The following is a 15,711-nucleotide window of genomic DNA, read 5'->3' on the forward strand; positions in this document are numbered from 1 at the left end:
GGCATGCGCGGCCGCTGCTAAAGTGACGGCAAATGCGCACGCGAGCATCCGTCTAACCTGATGCGGGGCCAACCAGTACCATGCGTGGACCGTCGGGACATTTAATGTGTTTGATCTCAGTATCCGTCGTGAGATCAATGACTGAAACAGTCGAGGAAAACCAATTCGCGACATAGGCTTTTCTCCCATTTCTCGTAACCGCAACCCCTTCCGGGTAGCGTCCCACCTTGATTTCGGCATGCGCCACATGTGTCGAAGCATCGAAAACGGAGATGCTACCCGACGCCTGGTTCGATACGAGGATGCGCGACTGATCGCGTGTGAAGGTGACGCCGTACGGCATTTGCCGTGTCGCCGAGGCTGAAAGAACCTGTAGCGTCGAGGTATCGATAATGGAAAGGGTCGCGGCCTGCACGTTGGCGACGGCCAGCCGCCGGCCATCAGCGCTGAGCGCCAATGCAAAAGGCGCGCGGCCAACCGGAATATCGCGTATCTTTTTATCCTTGGTCGTATCGACGACAGCGACACTGTTGGACTCCCTGTCGGCGACGTAAAGCCGCGTGCCGTCGCCCGACAGGGCAAGGTGAGCCGGCGAACGACCGACCGGCAATGTCTTGAGTACGACATCCGACGACTCGTCGACAACGGAGATCCTATCGGCGGACCAGTCGCCAACATAGAAATGACCTTTCGGACCCGCAGCTATGCCGAATGGCTCGCCCCCGACTTTGATCGTACGAATGACTGTCAGCTGACGGAGGTCGACAACGTTTACGTCTCCGGTATTCGGCTGAGTGACCAGCGCATGTCCAGAGAAGGGACTAATCGAAAACGAAGCAGGTTTGCCGCCAAGTTTGACCTTGGCGGCAATTTCATCAGTCCTGCTGTCGATGACGGTCAGAATGCCATCGTCCTGGCAGAGGACATAGACTGGCTGAACCGGCGCGGCCGGCGTAGCGGACGCAGGCTGACCGCCCGCAAGAACGATCAGGCTCAAGGCCGCGAATTCGGCCAGCCACCTCATCCTTTACCCTCGGCTTTGGCCTTAATCCCCGCCAATCCCGCTTTGAGGAAATCCGTCGTCGCCTTCACGGCAGCCGCGTCGTTCTTATTTGGCGGCGGCTCATTCGTTGTGTCGGCGCGATAGAGGCGTGAAATCCATTCGACTTCGCTGCCGCTTCCGGCTGGCTGTACGCTGATGGTATCGGAATAGAAGCTTACCGGAAATACGTCGACGTTCTCAGTCGCCAGCCGATAAGTGTAGTTCATGTCCTTATCATTGTAGTCATCGAGACTTTCGAGCAGATCGCCGCCCGATTTGAGGGTTATCGTACGGGTGGTGCCCTCGGCGTGTCCCTCTGCTGAGGTCTTTGCGTTGCTTACCCCCGGATGCCATTTGGCGATGCTGCCGAAATCCTTGATGATATTCCAAACGGCAGACGGAGGCGCCGAGATTTCAATTTTCTCGTCCACCTTCTGCGGTGTCGGACCATGGGCACTCGCGCTTCCTATCGTTAGAAGAAGAAACGCGAGCGACATTGCCGTGCGAGACGTGGTTATCATGCAGAGATGCTCCTATGAGATATCCAGAGTTGGGGATTGGGAAATCGCAGCCAGGTCGCGCCTTTTGGGACTCGACTGAGAAAGGACGGCGCATAGGCCAACACGATTAGGAAAAGCGCGATAAGTGCAGGAACGAATGCGAGGTTCAGCGTGACCGGTACTTTACGTGCATGTGCGGCGGCTAGAAAAGGTTCGGCAATCGAACCGGTATGTTGCAGTTCGACGTACGTCAGCCCGGTGCGTGCCGCGAGGTCCCTGAGATGTGCCGATTTGACGGATGAGAGCTGCTCGTCACCAGACGGCATCGCTCCGAATGGCGCGTTACGTGGATTGTATCCGGGCCGGTTTTCGGCGCCTGGAGGCGGCAAACCAAATCGGTTCGCCTGCAAGACATCCTGGGGCCCATAGACGCCTACCTGGTGCCCCTCTTCATTGAACTTCGGAATAGGGGTTTTCTCTGAACCTCCTACGCCGACAATCAGGCCACCCACGGCGCCCTTCTTGCCTTCGAACGGCGGCAGCCCCGTCTCCGGTAACGGCGGCGCTTCGTGGCCGTCGGTGAGAAAGATCAGATTTGCCTTGAGGCTCGATGCCAAGTCGATGGCTGAATAAAGCCCCTTGTAGATATAGCTGTCGCCCTGCCATGCCATGCGCCAGTCAAGCCCGGAGATGGCGCCGACGAGCGCTTCGTAGTTGCTGCAGATGTCGATAGGCTCGAACAACAAAAACGACAGCCGTTCGGTGAAAATGCCTAAGCCAAGGCGGGACTGGCAGGGCAGGCTCGGTATCATGTCGATCAATGCCTGACGCGCTGCTGTTAGCCGATCCTCCGAGCCATGTGGCGAACCCATGTCGCGCGTGTTCATGCTTCCAGTGATATCGACGACGGCAACGGCATCAGCAATGCGCGCAGCGTGCACGATTTTAAAGCCGATGACGGCAGATAAGGTCAGCGCAAACGCCGCAAGCAGGAGCAATGCATTCCGGTCGAAGGACAGGCCACCGATTGTCACGGCAATCCCCTCGGCACACCTGGGATTTCGTACCAAATCTGTTTCGGAGGCTTGGGATTCTTGTTCGACGGATTGTTTGCCAATGGCAAATCGCGCACGACGCGCATGGCGACATCTATGTTGAACTTATAATCCCAATTGCCGGGTTTTATCTTTAGCGCCATCCGGTATTCGGATTTCGCAAGATTGATGAGAGCCGCGCCGCCGTCAAAGTCGCCTTTTTCAACCGCTGCCGCTCCTTGGCGCGTTCTCGCATTGGCCACATTGTAGAGAGCAGCCGCCCTTATATCGGGAGGCAGATTTGCTCCGGCGCTGTTGAGCAGGGTCTGCGCATCATCGATCCGGTCACTCTCGATATCCGCGTTAATGCGTGCCAGGATTTCCTCGGGCGGCGCCCATCGCGCGTCCACCGCCACGTCTTGATGTTTACTCAATGCGCGAATGGTTCTGTTAGCCAACGTCGTTTCGATCAGCGACGAGACCGAAGCTGCTGCGCCAGCCAACGCGACGGCAAGGACAAGCCAGAGAGCCGGTCCCTTCCAAGATCGCAAATCGATTCCGAATTCAGGCATCGGCTGACCTCGATACTGGCGAAAGCGGCCGCTCATAGAGTTTGGCGCCGAGTAATAGCAAGAGCGCGAATGCTGCAATCCCGTAGGCCCATTGGGACAGATCGTATTGCGGAATGCGCTCTGGATAGACGATTGGCCTTTGTTCGAGCTTGCCGATTTCTGCAATTGCAGATTCGACCGCCTGTGGACTTTCGGCTTCAAATGCTTTGTAGGGAATATGAAGGCTTTGAAAGAAAAGATTGAGATGGCGCTCAGGGAGAACTTGAGCCGTGTCCTCGGTTCCGGGTGGAGGTGGCTCAAAGATGCCGTTTGATCCCTTCGTCCTCAGATAGAGCCAATAGAGGTGAAGTGGCCTGCGAGCGAAATCAGCCCGAAGGCTTTCTTGTACGCGACGCGCGATGACGGCAGCGCCGTCGGAAACAAGCACTATTGCACGCGAGGCCAGGGATTTATCCTCGTCCACGATGCTGAGAGCCATCGCAAGGCCGCGGCCGACATCCGTATAGGCGAGAGCCGGCCGGTCTATCGCGTCGATGGACCCGAGCACTGCGTCCTTGCTGTCGGTTACCGGCAGAACGCGAATGGGCGCGGTGGTAAAGACGGCCACGCCAAATTGGTCGTGAGCCCGTTCTTTGACGAACTCTTTGAGCAAACGCTTTGCGGCGCTGGATTTCGATTCTTCCGCCCCGCTCGGTTCCCGTCCTGCGAACGTTTCGTCCATGCTCGACGAGCGATCGATCAGCAGCACGATATGCGCGCCTCGCCCTAAGCGTTCGACCGTCCTTTCGCGTAACGCAATGCCCGCAATCCCTGCGATAAGGGCCGTGATTGCTAAAGAGCCCGCGAGGCGGACGGCGCGGTCGACCCATAGTGACAGGCGGTCGATCTCGACACCCTCAAAGGAAGGGAAGGCTTGCTGACGGTACGCGTTAAAAAATAGCGGGATGAGCGCCAAGGGCAGAAGGTACAATGCTGCGGGATGGGTGAAGATCATGCGGCTGCCCTTTCTTGGCGCGCAAGATCGGACGCAAGACGCCGCAGATCCTCGATCGGAAAGTTTGCTTCTGCCGCGGATCGATCCTGAGAAAAAAAGTAAAGGCGTGAGCTTTCAAAGAACCTCTGCAGACTTGGCGCGAGCTTCGCCAGTTGCGTACGTTCCTTGAGGAGGTTCGGGATGTCGGCCGCAAAGACGCGCCTCCCGACCGAGTCGTCGAAGGCGCGGTGGAGAAGGATCAGCGAATCTCGATAGGCGAGATCCCGATTACTTTCGTCCAGATCACCGATCTTTTGGTCTGCGATCGTGAATGGCCGACCCGGCCTCCGGGCGAAAGGCCATTTCGCATAGTGCCGGAGCAACCCCGCTGCCGATAACACCAACGCAATAGCAGATATGAGAAAGAGCCTGAGCGCCGGGCTTGTCGAAATCGCCCGCGCCTTGACGTCGGGGCGCAGCACGTCGCCTATTTCGGTGTTCGCTCCGGGATTCAGACTTTGCAGAACGATATCGCGGATCGGTGACATCAAAATCTTGAATGCGGGGATAGAGGCGGCCGGTGGCGGCGTCCCCGCGTCGGAAAATTTGAGCGGAATTGCGGGGATCTCGACCTTGGTTGCCTGCAGCGCCGAATAGAAGGTCTGATATTTGAGGTTGATGTCGTATGTTTTCCGTCCGCCGCTTTCACTCGATTTCAGATCTACGGAAACGAGATCCAGCCAATAGGTCAAAGGGCCCGGATGCGGCAGCGCCTCGGTAAAAAGGTCGGTGCCGTCCGTCGTGACCACCTGAACGCGGCGCTCGAATGTGTCGCCGATGAAATAGCCGAACGGCCGTGGCTCGTAGACGTTGACGGCCGCCACGCCAGCGCAAGCGGGTGTCGCGGCAAGAGCGACACATACGTATACTATCCACCACCGCATCACACGCTTCCGTAAAGCAGATACGAGGTCAGCTGCATCCAGTCGATGCGATCGCGGATGCTGAACATCTGGCGCGCCGTAGCATCGAATACTTGGCGAATGCAGCGACGATGTTCCTGGCGCGCGCGCAGCCACCGCTCCTTGAGAGAGGGACGCATAACGACCAGCTGGTGCCGTCCGCTTTCAAGATCCTTGAGGTTAAGCAATCCCCAGTCCGGAAGATCCTTACTTTGCAGGCTATCTTCAATCTCGATGGGCACCACGTCGTGAGAGGATAGAGCGCCTCCAATTCGGCGGGCATCGTCCATCGACCATAAGAAGTCGGAAATGATAAATACGAGCTTTTTCGATCCCGCTATTGCGGCCGCCGCTTCCAATGCGCCGATTACGCCGGGTCGATCGGGAGAGCATACCCGCAGGCGCGCGACGGCTTCGGCATGAGCGGCTTTGGAAAAAGACCTTCGCAATACGAGCTCGTGCCGCAGTGTGATGTCGAATGGGTAGAGCGCGAATGAGTCGCCCGTGCGCTCGGCACAAACCGCCAGCGCCTCGGCGAGATCCGCAGCAAGCGTAAGCTTGTTACAATTGCCCGTGAACGACATCGATCCGGAAACGTCGATCAGGAGACAGACATCGACTGCAGCCTGCTGCTCGGTTCGGCGCACGAGAAGGCGCTCGAACGGGTCGCTGAGGGATGCGCGAATCGCGATCCTCCTCGGATCCGGCAGCGTCAGCAACGGCACGATATCTCGAAAGCGCCCCCCCGCTCCGAAAAGATGGCTTTTGTGCGCACCAGCTCTTATGCCGCTCGATCGCCACGGAATGGTGTACGCGATATCGCGGGCGCTTCCGCTCATGGTGCGGGCACCCGAGCAAAAACGCCATCGATTAGTGTGCGGACGAGTTCTTCGCGCCGCAGGTCATAGACCGGCGCCAGAAAAATGCGATGCGCCATACACTCGTAGAAAATGTCTCGGATATCCTCCGGTACAATCGCGTCACGGCCGTCAAGCCACGCCGCAACGCGCGCGGCGCGAATTAGATAGCTCATGCCCCGCGGGCTGGCGCCGCCGGTTACGAGTTTGTCGATATCGACGCCCGGAATCTCCAAGCCGACTTTGCCGGGCTCGCGTATGGCCTTCCAGAGGTCGAGCGTGTATCGCTCGATCGTGGGACTGACTTTGACCGTGCTTTGAATGACTTTCGAAAGGGAATTGAGCTTACGATAGTCAACCACCCCGTTCTTGAGCGAGCCAATCAACTCGTCGACGTCATGGAAGCGCGTCTCAAAAAGAAGGTCGCGGCGTGCCGTTTCATCCGACGGCGTCGAGATAGCAATCTCCATTAAGAACCGATCACGCGCCGCGGCCGGCAATTCGAACGTCTCTTCTCTCTCGATGCGGTTCCGATCGGCAAAGACGAGCATGTACGGAAACATGTGCTCAGTATTAAAGGCGGTGATGCTGCGCTCGGCCATCAGCCGCAGCAGCAGTGAATGGACTTGTGGACGCGCCCGGTTGATTTCGTTGAAGAAGAAAACCGAAAGGTCTGGTCCGTGGCGAAGAACGGGGCCCGGCTCAACTCGCGGTTTTCCCTCTTCATTGAGAAACGTGTAATAAATCATGTCCGAAGGCATCAAATCGATCGTGCCTTCGACGCGCTCGTAGGCGCCGCCCAATGTTTGAGCGACGGCTCTCAAGAGCGTGGTTTTGCCGACGCCAACGTCGCCTTCAAGAAGGACGTGGCCTCGCGCAAAAACGGCGATAGTGATGAGCCTGATAGCGCGGTCCTGACCGACAACGACCTTGGCAATCTCTGCCTCCAGCGCCGTCGCCTGCCTGCGCCAGTCTGCAAGATTGATCGGTTCATCAATCATGACATCGTTTTCAGACCCGCCGATGGAGCGGTTCATTGCAGATATCCAGCGAACTGAGACGAATTGGGGTGCTGTTGCGACAGCACCCCAGTGAACCTCGGCGAGGAACTACATCTTGCAGTTCGCGCAAGATCCGAGGACGGCAGTCGTGCGTCATTAGTGGATTTTCTTGACGTCCTCGACCCACTTGCCCGTCTTACGAAAATGCTCGGTGCGCTTTGCGTTCCGTGCTTCCATTTCGCGCTCCGAATTGCCCTGCTTCGCAAGTTCCTTCGGATCGTGGTGCGGATCGTACTTCGTGCCCTTGATCTTTTCGGGGAAGCCGGGAACAGGCTCCCAGCAGTTGCCCGGCGCTTTGCAGTGCGTACCGTCATAGTTTGCGAATGCCGGGGCTGCCGTGAAGGTGAATGCAAGCGCGAGAGCTGCTCCAAGCGCCGCGCCGGCAATCCGTGGTGTTTTGGTCATGGGGTCATTTCCTCCGTTTAGCTTTCTTTACTGCTGTCAGGCGGTGTGTTCCCGCCGCTTATCCCCCGCGCCGTGCTGTGGTTGCCGAATTGGTATTCGGCACGCCACCGTCACTGCCCGGGAATTTTGCACTCCCCCGACTCTTTCAACGTCACGGGATGTTCGGCGTCGTAATCCTTGAACGTCTTCTTCTGCTCGTCCGTTAGCCAGTCCGCATCCTCAACCGGCCCGGTGTAGAGATGGCGAACCCAGGAGATGATCAGCATGATCTCGTCGAGCGGCAGATCCGAGTGCGGGCCCATCTGCGAGCGCGCGCCACCGTAGATCGTTTCAAATATGCCCTTGTCGGTCTTGTTCTTCGGATAGGTCCAATAATTGTCATTGAGACCCGGACCGATTTTGCCCTCGCCTACTTCGCCGTGACAGCCGGAGCATGCTTCAAGGAAGAGCGTTTGTGCCTTGGGAAGGCAGTTCTTTACTTCGATGTATGGATCGACGCCTGTCTTGAAGAACTCCTTGACCGCCGGTGTATCACGACCCTCTTTCGGTCCTACGGTCAGATCCAACGGATCGCCAGTAACGGTGTTGCGAAAGTCGAGATCTGTCTGTGGGGGAGGATTATCGCCCGCCTTTAGTGCCAAAGCGGGGACCATGCCAACGACAACAGCCAGAACCGCACCTTTGATGTAAGACTTCATTTCGTTTCCTGATTCTCTGCTTCTCTTTTGTTCTTTAAGACTTCGATGGAATTTCCTTTGGCGTGTCGCTTCCTGCCGCCAACAGAGGAATTCCCTCTCCTTTCAATATGTCCTGAATCTTCGGAGCGGCTTTTTCGAGCGCCGCATTGATTTCCTTCATAAGCTTTTCATCGCCCTTGCGAACGGCAACGGACTGATCAAAAGCCAAAGGAACTTTCTTGCCGTCAGATCTGGTATTGTTGTCCGGAATGACCGTCATTTTGAGATCTGAACCGTTCTGCTTCACATAGCGAGCGACTTCCGGAGCAAACGCGATGCCTACGTCGGCATCTCCCTTTTCGACGGCGCCCACAATCCGAGTTGGCTGAAGCCGAATGTACTGATTGCGCCGGCTCTTGAAGTCGGTCAGCGACTGGATGAAGTTGAAGTTGCGATTAAAGAGTCCAAGCTTTTCGACCATCGTCTGTGACGGTGAACCGGGCTCATACGCAATGTGCTTCGTCTTTTCGAGGTCCGGGCTATCGTAGGATGTGATGTCCAGCTTCGAATCCTTGCGCTGGATGAAAACATACGACGCGCGATAGTATGGTTTGCTTGTCAGCACGCGCGGATCACCCGCGTCGGTCCCCATGATGACATCGCACTTGCCGGGATCGAGTTGTTCCTTCACGGCATAAATTGCAGCCTTCGGGGACCAGACGAATTGGACTTTCCGGCCCATGGCCGATGCCAGAACCTCAGCGATACGGTTCTCGAATCCCGACCCGTCCTTTACCGAATACGGCGCTTCATTCGCAGCAGCGCAAACCCTTAGGATAGAAGCGTCTGCCGCTTTGGAAACATCTTGCTCGCCGGCTGCCAAGGCAACTGAGCTACTCAAAACGGCGCCGAGAACTGCGACGGCGGCTTTATTTGCATTGATGATCATTGTCGAACTCACATCGACGAACGAAAAAGGTATGGCGCAAACCTTGACCCCAAACTGCAACATCCCGCTGCAGAGTAGTTTGTAGTCTTAGAGAAAAGCGCCAGCGAAGCCTCACCAAGAGGGGAGTGAAACCCCGCCGGGCGGCGTTGCCCGGCGGGATCATCAGCAATCAGATTACTCCGATCGCTCAACCTTCGTTGAGTACTCGTCGAGGTTGACGTCGTCGTACGGGCCTTTGCCGTTCAGCGAGAACACCAGAAGACCACCGCCCTGCTGCGTCCAATGCTGCAGGTTCTTGAACGCGCCGACGGCACCGAGACCGGCAGTCGGATCCTGCAAGTCGAACACAAGACCGACGCCCGGCCAGCCACCGACACCGTAATAGATGCCAATGTACTGCGTACCGTTGTGCATGTAGGTCATCGGATAGCCGATGGCGCCCGACGGCATCTTGAACTTCCAAAGCAGCTCACCCGTGTCCGAGTTGCGCGCTTTGATATAGCCGTCAAGCGTACCGTAGAACATGACGTTGCCAGCAGTTGCGAGCGTGCCGCCCCATGCCGCAAAGCGTTCCATCACCTGCCATTTGAACTTTGTCGTAATGGCATTGTAGGCCTTAACCTGTCCGAGACCGAGATAGTTCTGACGATCGCCTTTCGGTCCAGGATACATCGACAGCGTGGCGCCCACGAAGAACTGACCCGCGCGATAGGGAAGCATGAAGGGCTCCCAGTCCATGCAGATATGGTTCGCTGCAATAAAGAACAGCTGCTTGTTCGGATCGTAGGAGTCATGCGCCTGGTCGTGGTAGCCCATGGCCGACGGGCAAACATCCGTTGCCTTATGATCCATATGCGTACCATATTCCGGATTGCGCACCGGGATACCGGTCTTCAAATCGACATGCGTGAACTCGTTCACCGTATCGTCGATCTTGCCGGCCGAGATCAAATCGCCATTCGTCCGATCGAGCGTATAAATGAAGCCGTTGCGATCCGGATGGGTCAGAAGCTTACGCATCTTGCCAGTGGAATCTTTTTGGTCCGACAGCATCATGACGTTGACGCCGGCGTAATCCCACTCGTCGTGAGGCGTTTTCTGATAGCCGAACTTCAGCATGCCGGTATCAATGTCGCGGCCCATGATCGTCATGGTCCACTTATTGTCACCTGGGCGCATCGTGGAGTTCCAAGGAGACGGATTGCCCGACCCGTAGTAAATCAGGTTCGTGCCTGGATCATAGGCGTACCAGCCCCAGTTGGTTCCGCCGCCGATCTTCCAAGCATCGCCTTCCCAGGTCGCAAGGCCGAGACCCTTCTGACCGTATTGCGGGTTGGCTTTGTTGAAGTCGTCGCCAATGCCGATTTCGTCGTCCGGACCGGTGGCATATTTGCGCCACTTCATCGCGCCGTCGTGCACATCATAAGCAGTCGTATAGCCGCGAACACCAAGCTCGGCGCCCGACGAACCGACGATGACCAAGTCCTTAACGACATAAGGCGCGACCGTCAGTGTAGAGCCGACCTTGATGTCAGAGTTCTCTACTTTCCAACGCATCTCACCCGTTTCGGCGTTTAGCGCAACGACGTTACCGTCGAGCTGGTTCGAAAGGATCAGAGGAGGCGTCTTGTCATCGCCTGGCCAGTAGGCAACACCGCGGTTGACGAGGTCGCAACATGCAACGGACCGGGCAGCCGGGTCCTGCTTGGGCTTGTACTGCCAAAGGATCTTGCCTGGATTGTTCAGATCAAGAGCGTAAACGTTATTGGGGAACGGAGAGTTGATGAACATCTTCCCGTTAACGACGAGCGGCGTTCCCTCGTGACCGTTCAGAAGGCCCGTCGAAAAGGACCATGCCACCTTCAGATTCTTGACGTTATCAGCGTTAATCTGGTCCATCTTGCTGTAGTTGTCGCCGGTATAGTCCTTACCCGGCATGACATAGTTTTCATCGCTCTTTGAGAGCTCAATCAGCTTGTCATTCGCGTATGCACTGGTGACGGCGCCAAACTGCGCGGCGAATGCGATCGCCATGCAGGAGGCCGACATCAGCAGTGATGTCCCAACGTTTTTTTTCATGCCCAAAAACCTCGCGTTTCCTGAACCAGCTCTTCTTTTGAACGACAGCGACCTACTAGGTTGAAGAATTTCATAGATCGTCGTTTTCCACTCACCTCGGGTTCGGCCTTTTGCGACCGGCCCAGTTAAAGGACGTCCCACCAAGCTTCCGAAACGCTGGTAAGTTCGGAGGCCATTTCGTGCATGACGCGGGTCGGACGCTACCGGGCTTCAGTGCAGGAGTCTTGCGAGCGCGAAGCAAAAAACGGCGGGAACATTTGCTAAAAGCTGCTGCGCAGGTTCTCCTGGAATTTCCAATTTGCTTCAGTATGGATATGTCCCAGATCCGCCCGTCCTTTCTCGTCGGGCCGAAAGAGAATTATGCAACGTACACTCACGATCGCGGCTATCTCCGTTGTGTTGGGCATCCTCGGCTGTGAGGAGCAACCGCAAGAGCAGCAGACTCAGAAGAGATCGGGCCTTGGCTATGCTTCGAAAAAAACGGATTGGCTCGATCTGCAAGACGATCGTGAGCCTGCAAAATGGCTGCTATCGCGAGAGAACTCGCATCATCCGCCGACGGATCTTACTAGGATGCGTCAAACACTGATGACCGCTTCAACGCGCTTTGGCGAAAGCTCGCGCATGATCGCCAATCGGGCAGTTCAATTGGAGACGATGCTTCATCCCCTCGGGGAGCGTGAGACGGCCGTTTCTCTCGTCGATGATCTGACCTCCGCGGTCGGTCAGTCCAACAAGGTGCCGGGGTTCGGAACCTTGGGTGAGTATTACTACAATTTGCGCAAAGCCGGTTTTACCAAGCCGCAAGCGCTTAAGGATCTTTCAAAGCGTTATGGCCGCGATGAATAGCATTTTGCCTCCATCGAGGCCGAACCACCTTTTCATGCGATTCTTCGAAGTTTCCTGGGTTGGGAAATCGATCCGGCATCAGGTTCTCCTCGCCATTTTCGTCATGCTTGTCTTATGCGCCTTCGCGGCTGGAGCGACTGCGGTCGTCAACGGCCGCAAAGCGGTGAATGTCGAAATCGAAGCTTCGATGGATTTCGCCGAAGGATATCTGCGCGAACTCGTCCGGCGCATCACGGCAGAGGGGCACCTCGACGAGCTCAACTATCTCGTGTCGCGCGAAGTGCAGCATCTGAGACACGCTCGCGTTTATGTGCAGGAACTGGACGGATCGACCCACATCCTGAAAAGTCCAGAGTCGCTCGCAGACACGATCTCCGCGGACGACGATACGCCGGACTGGTTTGAAGCTCTCATGATGCCGAAGGGCGGCAATGAGCATTCGCGTCTTATTCTTGTGCCGAATAGCGAAAAATCGCTTGTACTTAAAGGCGACCCGGACGACGAAATCGCTGAAAAGTGGCATGAACTTTCGGCGTTAGCGCTCGTCGCAATTATTGCGATAATGTTGCTCGTCGCAGCGTTCTGGTATGTGCTTGACAGGATACTCGATCCACTTGTCGGACTCGCGCGGGGACTTGTTGCGCTTCAGGCGGGCGCGCGTTCTCAGCGGCTAACGATTCCACGCGTTCGCGAAGTTGCCGACATAGCGAAAAAATTTAATTCGCTGGCGGCGTCGCTCGACCAGACGCGCGCTGAGAACGGCGAACTTTATCGCTACATCCAAAATTTACAGGAGGAAGAACGAAAGGAAATAGCGCGCGAACTTCATGATGAGGCTGGGCCGTGCCTGTTCGGCATCACGGCGAGCGCGGAGTCGATCAACACATTGATATCAAAACTCAAGGATGCGGATCGAGAGGAAATCGAAAAGCGGATTGAGGAAATACTCGTCATTGCGCGCCGCCTGAAATCCATGAACCGGGCTCTTTTGAAGCGCCTGCATCCCGTCTCATTGGGGAAGGTGTCGCTTCATTCTCTCGTTGCCGACTTGATCGCGGACTTCAAGTCTCTCAATCCTGCAATTCACTTTTCATCGTTTATCGAGGTCTTTGAAGGAGACTACGGCGAACGCGTCGATCTGACGGTGTACCGCGCGACGCAAGAAGCACTCACCAACGCGTTGCGTCACGGTCGCGCGACCAAAATTGTCGTCAATCTCAAGGAAGAGGCGACAAAAGCATCCTCGGGAAAGTCTTGCGTCATCTCTCTCGACGTTAGCGATGACGGCGTCGGCTTTAATCCGGAAACGCAAATGGGGTTCGGTTTGTCGGCCATGCGCGAGCGGGTTTTATCCGCTGGGGGCACCCTCTCGATCGAGCAGCACAGACCACATGGAACAACACTATCGGTGAGAATACCCGCGCAGCCGATTCGCCGTAGATCAATCTCGACCGAAATAACTTATCAGGCATCTCCGTGACCAAAATTCTCGTTATCGATGATCATCCGATCGTTCTGCAGGGTTGTCGCCGCGTGCTCGAAGACGCGGGCATCACAGATATTACGCTCGCATCCAACCTGATTGACGGATTCCGCGCTTACAGAAGCGGAAGCCCCGACGTCATCATCATCGATCTTGCCATCAAGAAGAATGCTTTGGTCGGTTTGACGTTCATCCGTCGGCTGCGATTGCACGACAAGAGAACGCCCATTCTCGTTTTGACGATGCATGACGATCCGATAATCGCCAGCCAAGCATTACGGCTTGGAGCGAATGGCTACATTCTCAAGGATACATCGTCGGTCGATATCGTGATCGCGTTGCAGAATGTGCAGCAGGGCAAGACGTTTCTTAGTCACGCAGTCGCTTCGGCGATCGCTGTGATGGAAACCAAGGGACGTCCGAATCCTTTGAACGGCATGACTCTTCGAGAGCTCCAAACGCTGGAACTTATCTCTCAAGGCAAGCAATACGCGGCGATCGCAAGCGAGCTCAACATCAGCTACAAGACGGTCGCCAATACCTGTTCTCAGATCAAGACGAAGCTCGGCGTTCGATCGCTTCCCGAATTGATGCGCATTGCAATCGATTATCTACCGGAAATCTCCAACCGCCGGCCGAGCGATTTAATCGAACCGGCGACGCGAAGCGGGAAAACTTGGCAACAGAAAATGCCATGACTTTGCAATGCGTTTCGCGCGATGGAGTTGGCAGCAAACTCCATCATGATCGGTACAGTAACGATGCGCTTTTTCGCTCTTATTATTCTCGTCACGCTTTCGATCCCCGCACATGCGGATTCAAGTTGCAGCGCCCAAGTGAATGCGGCTTTCGCGAAATTGAGAGAAACGAAGTCGTTTCGGCTTCAAACTACGATCGTTAATCCGCAGCAAGGAACGCTTCATATGAAGGCGGACTACGTTCTGCCTGATCGCATGCACCAGACGATTACGCTCGGGAGCGATGGAGCAGCAGGAGAAATGATCGTGATCGGGAACGACGCATGGTCCAATCAAGGAGCAGGCTGGGCGAAACTGCCCGACAAGTTCGCCAAGGCCGTCGCCAAACAACTTAAGGAAACGGTCGCCGACGCGCCGAAAGTTGCCACTGAATACAAGTGCCTCGGGGATAAAGTTTTCGAGGGGCACAATTATAGTCTCTATCAGGGGACGCTCGCGATGCCATTGTCGGCAGAGAACAAGCAAAAAGGCCCGAGAATGGCGGCTCTGACAGTACCCAAAATACAAAATGTCTATATCGATAAGCAGACGGGTTTGCCTGTCAGAAACATTGTCACTCCGGTGACGGAGCCGAACAATCGGCTGTTCGATGGAACCTTTACGGTTGTTCCCGATCTGACCATCGATCAGCCGACGACCGCCGCAAATTAATCGGAAGAACATGCCTAAAATGATGTATCGCTTATCTCTCTTTGCGATGTTCCTCGCCGTGTTTTGCTTCCAACAGGCGTCGGCATTTGCGGCTTCTCTACCGGTTCGTAAGCCGGGGCTCTGGGAGATCACGACTGTCGCCGACAATTTTGGAATGAAGAGATTCAAAACTTGCATTAGCGACCACGACTCAATTGCGCCCGGCATCGGTGACAAAAACTGCGACCCGCCGGAAATCACGTCCGGAAATTCGGAAGCGATCGTAAATATTACCTGCCGGATGAAAGGCGGGACTCAGTTGACGAGCATGCTGTTATCCGGCGACTTCCAAAAATGGTATCGGGCAACCTCGAAGATCACGTTTAAATTTCCGGACGGCCGCGAGTCTCGCGATGGTGTAACCGTTACTGCCAAATTCCTTGGGCAGTGCAGTGCGTCGGATGATCAGAAACCCGATAAGGCCGCACATTCCGTCCAGTAGAGGAAACTTGCCTCGCCCGTAAATCTTGCCCAAGCGGCGGCGATCGGCAGAGAGGAAGTAGATCTCGCGATTAGGAATTGGTGCTATCTCGTTCCGCCATTCGCAATCAGACCGCAGCAACAGCGCAGCCAGCGGCTGAATCCGCGATGTTCTCGATTGCGAGCGAGCCACGACTGAAAGTTGCTAACCCTTTCCGAGACGGTTAGCAAAGGCGGTCAAACAGCTGATTTTCCTGAGCCCGAAACGGCAACTGGTGGAGCCGAGGGGAATCGAACCCCTGACCTCTGCAGTGCGATTGCAGCGCTCTCCCATCTGAGCTACGGCCCCAAGCCGTCGGCATTTAGGAGTCGAGGTCTCACCTTGTCAAGGAATCGGCTG

17 protein-coding genes and 1 tRNA gene are annotated in these 15,711 nt (G+C 55.9%); 5 read left to right on the plus strand and 13 right to left on the minus strand.

Annotation, left to right across the window (positions count from 1 at the left end; translation table 11 throughout):
- Positions 1-52: 52 nt before the first annotated feature.
- The 12 genes from VHB22_RS08990 to VHB22_RS09045 all read right to left on the minus strand — a co-directional run bounded on the left by VHB22_RS08990 (position 53) and on the right by VHB22_RS09045 (position 11,081).
- The gene (locus VHB22_RS08990; RefSeq protein ID WP_325456632.1) at positions 53-1,024 is read right to left on the minus strand and encodes a cytochrome D1 domain-containing protein; all 972 of its coding nucleotides are present in this window, start codon (positions 1,022-1,024) and stop codon (positions 53-55) included.
- On the minus strand, positions 1,021-1,563 hold the full coding sequence (locus tag VHB22_RS08995) for an SRPBCC family protein (protein WP_325456633.1): 543 nt from the start codon (positions 1,561-1,563) through the stop codon (positions 1,021-1,023). Before VHB22_RS08995 ends, VHB22_RS08990 begins: the two co-directional genes overlap by 4 nt.
- A complete protein-coding gene (locus VHB22_RS09000; protein WP_325456634.1) occupies positions 1,560-2,576 on the minus strand; it encodes a vWA domain-containing protein in 1,017 nt (338 codons plus the stop codon). Before VHB22_RS09000 ends, VHB22_RS08995 begins: the two co-directional genes overlap by 4 nt.
- Positions 2,573-3,148 carry a hypothetical protein gene (locus tag VHB22_RS09005; RefSeq protein WP_325456635.1) on the minus strand — a complete coding sequence of 192 codons (576 nt, stop codon included), beginning with the start codon at positions 3,146-3,148 and terminating at the stop codon, positions 2,573-2,575. Before VHB22_RS09005 ends, VHB22_RS09000 begins: the two co-directional genes overlap by 4 nt.
- Positions 3,141-4,142: a vWA domain-containing protein gene (locus VHB22_RS09010; protein WP_325456636.1), complete on the minus strand. Its 1,002-nt coding sequence runs from the start codon at positions 4,140-4,142 to the stop codon at positions 3,141-3,143. The genes VHB22_RS09005 and VHB22_RS09010 overlap by 8 nt, the downstream gene beginning before the upstream one ends.
- A complete protein-coding gene (locus VHB22_RS09015; protein WP_325456637.1) occupies positions 4,139-5,065 on the minus strand; it encodes a nonribosomal peptide synthetase MxaA in 927 nt (308 codons plus the stop codon). Before VHB22_RS09015 ends, VHB22_RS09010 begins: the two co-directional genes overlap by 4 nt.
- Positions 5,065-5,922: a DUF58 domain-containing protein gene (locus VHB22_RS09020; protein ID WP_325456638.1), complete on the minus strand. Its 858-nt coding sequence runs from the start codon at positions 5,920-5,922 to the stop codon at positions 5,065-5,067. The genes VHB22_RS09015 and VHB22_RS09020 overlap by 1 nt, the downstream gene beginning before the upstream one ends.
- Complete coding sequence (locus VHB22_RS09025) at positions 5,919-6,977, minus strand: MoxR family ATPase (RefSeq protein ID WP_325456639.1); 1,059 nt, start codon at positions 6,975-6,977, stop codon at positions 5,919-5,921. Before VHB22_RS09025 ends, VHB22_RS09020 begins: the two co-directional genes overlap by 4 nt.
- Positions 6,978-7,097: 120 nt before the next feature.
- A complete protein-coding gene (locus VHB22_RS09030) occupies positions 7,098-7,406 on the minus strand; it encodes a methanol dehydrogenase (RefSeq protein WP_325456640.1) in 309 nt (102 codons plus the stop codon).
- 110 nt (positions 7,407-7,516) lie between these two features.
- The gene (gene moxG, locus VHB22_RS09035) at positions 7,517-8,104 is read right to left on the minus strand and encodes a cytochrome c(L), periplasmic (protein WP_414652722.1); all 588 of its coding nucleotides are present in this window, start codon (positions 8,102-8,104) and stop codon (positions 7,517-7,519) included.
- Positions 8,105-8,138: 34 nt separating this feature from the next.
- A complete protein-coding gene (gene moxJ, locus VHB22_RS09040; protein ID WP_325456641.1) occupies positions 8,139-9,032 on the minus strand; it encodes a methanol oxidation system protein MoxJ in 894 nt (297 codons plus the stop codon).
- A gap of 174 nt (positions 9,033-9,206) precedes the next feature.
- On the minus strand, positions 9,207-11,081 hold the full coding sequence (locus tag VHB22_RS09045) for a methanol/ethanol family PQQ-dependent dehydrogenase (protein ID WP_325456737.1): 1,875 nt from the start codon (positions 11,079-11,081) through the stop codon (positions 9,207-9,209).
- 390 nt (positions 11,082-11,471) lie between these two features.
- Between VHB22_RS09045 and VHB22_RS09050 the strand changes: the two genes are divergently transcribed.
- The 5 genes from VHB22_RS09050 to VHB22_RS09070 are packed head-to-tail and all read left to right on the plus strand — an operon-like array spanning position 11,472 to position 15,333.
- On the plus strand, positions 11,472-11,960 hold the full coding sequence (locus VHB22_RS09050; protein ID WP_325456642.1) for a hypothetical protein: 489 nt from the start codon (positions 11,472-11,474) through the stop codon (positions 11,958-11,960).
- A 34-nt stretch (positions 11,961-11,994) separates the two neighbouring features.
- A complete protein-coding gene (locus VHB22_RS09055; RefSeq protein WP_325456643.1) occupies positions 11,995-13,440 on the plus strand; it encodes an ATP-binding protein in 1,446 nt (481 codons plus the stop codon).
- Positions 13,437-14,141: a response regulator transcription factor gene (locus VHB22_RS09060; RefSeq protein ID WP_325456644.1), complete on the plus strand. Its 705-nt coding sequence runs from the start codon at positions 13,437-13,439 to the stop codon at positions 14,139-14,141. The genes VHB22_RS09055 and VHB22_RS09060 overlap by 4 nt, the downstream gene beginning before the upstream one ends.
- 45 nt (positions 14,142-14,186) lie before the next feature.
- Positions 14,187-14,852, plus strand: coding sequence for a hypothetical protein (locus tag VHB22_RS09065; RefSeq protein WP_325456645.1), 666 nt, complete (start codon positions 14,187-14,189; stop codon positions 14,850-14,852).
- A gap of 10 nt (positions 14,853-14,862) precedes the next feature.
- Entirely contained in the window at positions 14,863-15,333 is a 471-nt protein-coding gene (locus VHB22_RS09070; RefSeq protein ID WP_325456646.1) for a DUF3617 domain-containing protein, read from the plus strand.
- A gap of 251 nt (positions 15,334-15,584) precedes the next feature.
- On the opposite strand, the gene VHB22_RS09075 is transcribed toward VHB22_RS09070, so the two are convergent.
- Positions 15,585-15,660: transfer RNA gene (locus tag VHB22_RS09075), tRNA-Ala, on the minus strand.
- Positions 15,661-15,711: the final 51 nt, after the last annotated feature.

The organism is Hyphomicrobium sp., from assembly GCF_035548195.1.
Lineage (GTDB): Bacteria > Pseudomonadota > Alphaproteobacteria > Rhizobiales > Hyphomicrobiaceae > Hyphomicrobium_B.

Bases quoted from the DNA above. Each gene is read 5' to 3' on its own strand.
- VHB22_RS08990 (WP_325456632.1), bottom strand. From the start codon at position 1,024: ATGAGGTGGCTGGCCGAATTCGCGGCCTTGAGCCTGATCGTTCTTGCG.
- VHB22_RS08995 (WP_325456633.1), bottom strand. From the start codon at position 1,563: ATGATAACCACGTCTCGCACGGCAATGTCGCTCGCGTTTCTTCTTCTA.
- VHB22_RS09005 (WP_325456635.1), bottom strand. From the start codon at position 3,148: ATGCCTGAATTCGGAATCGATTTGCGATCTTGGAAGGGACCGGCTCTC.
- VHB22_RS09010 (WP_325456636.1), bottom strand. From the start codon at position 4,142: ATGATCTTCACCCATCCCGCAGCATTGTACCTTCTGCCCTTGGCGCTC.
- VHB22_RS09015 (WP_325456637.1), bottom strand. From the start codon at position 5,065: ATGCGGTGGTGGATAGTATACGTATGTGTCGCTCTTGCCGCGACACCC.
- VHB22_RS09020 (WP_325456638.1), bottom strand. From the start codon at position 5,922: ATGAGCGGAAGCGCCCGCGATATCGCGTACACCATTCCGTGGCGATCG.
- VHB22_RS09025 (WP_325456639.1), bottom strand. From the start codon at position 6,977: ATGAACCGCTCCATCGGCGGGTCTGAAAACGATGTCATGATTGATGAA.
- VHB22_RS09030 (WP_325456640.1), bottom strand. From the start codon at position 7,406: ATGACCAAAACACCACGGATTGCCGGCGCGGCGCTTGGAGCAGCTCTC.
- moxG (WP_414652722.1), bottom strand. From the start codon at position 8,104: ATGAAGTCTTACATCAAAGGTGCGGTTCTGGCTGTTGTCGTTGGCATG.
- moxJ (WP_325456641.1), bottom strand. From the start codon at position 9,032: ATGATCATCAATGCAAATAAAGCCGCCGTCGCAGTTCTCGGCGCCGTT.
- VHB22_RS09045 (WP_325456737.1), bottom strand. From the start codon at position 11,081: ATGTCGGCCTCCTGCATGGCGATCGCATTCGCCGCGCAGTTTGGCGCC.
- VHB22_RS09050 (WP_325456642.1), top strand. From the start codon at position 11,472: ATGCAACGTACACTCACGATCGCGGCTATCTCCGTTGTGTTGGGCATC.
- VHB22_RS09055 (WP_325456643.1), top strand. From the start codon at position 11,995: ATGCGATTCTTCGAAGTTTCCTGGGTTGGGAAATCGATCCGGCATCAG.
- VHB22_RS09065 (WP_325456645.1), top strand. From the start codon at position 14,187: ATGATCGGTACAGTAACGATGCGCTTTTTCGCTCTTATTATTCTCGTC.
- VHB22_RS09070 (WP_325456646.1), top strand. From the start codon at position 14,863: ATGCCTAAAATGATGTATCGCTTATCTCTCTTTGCGATGTTCCTCGCC.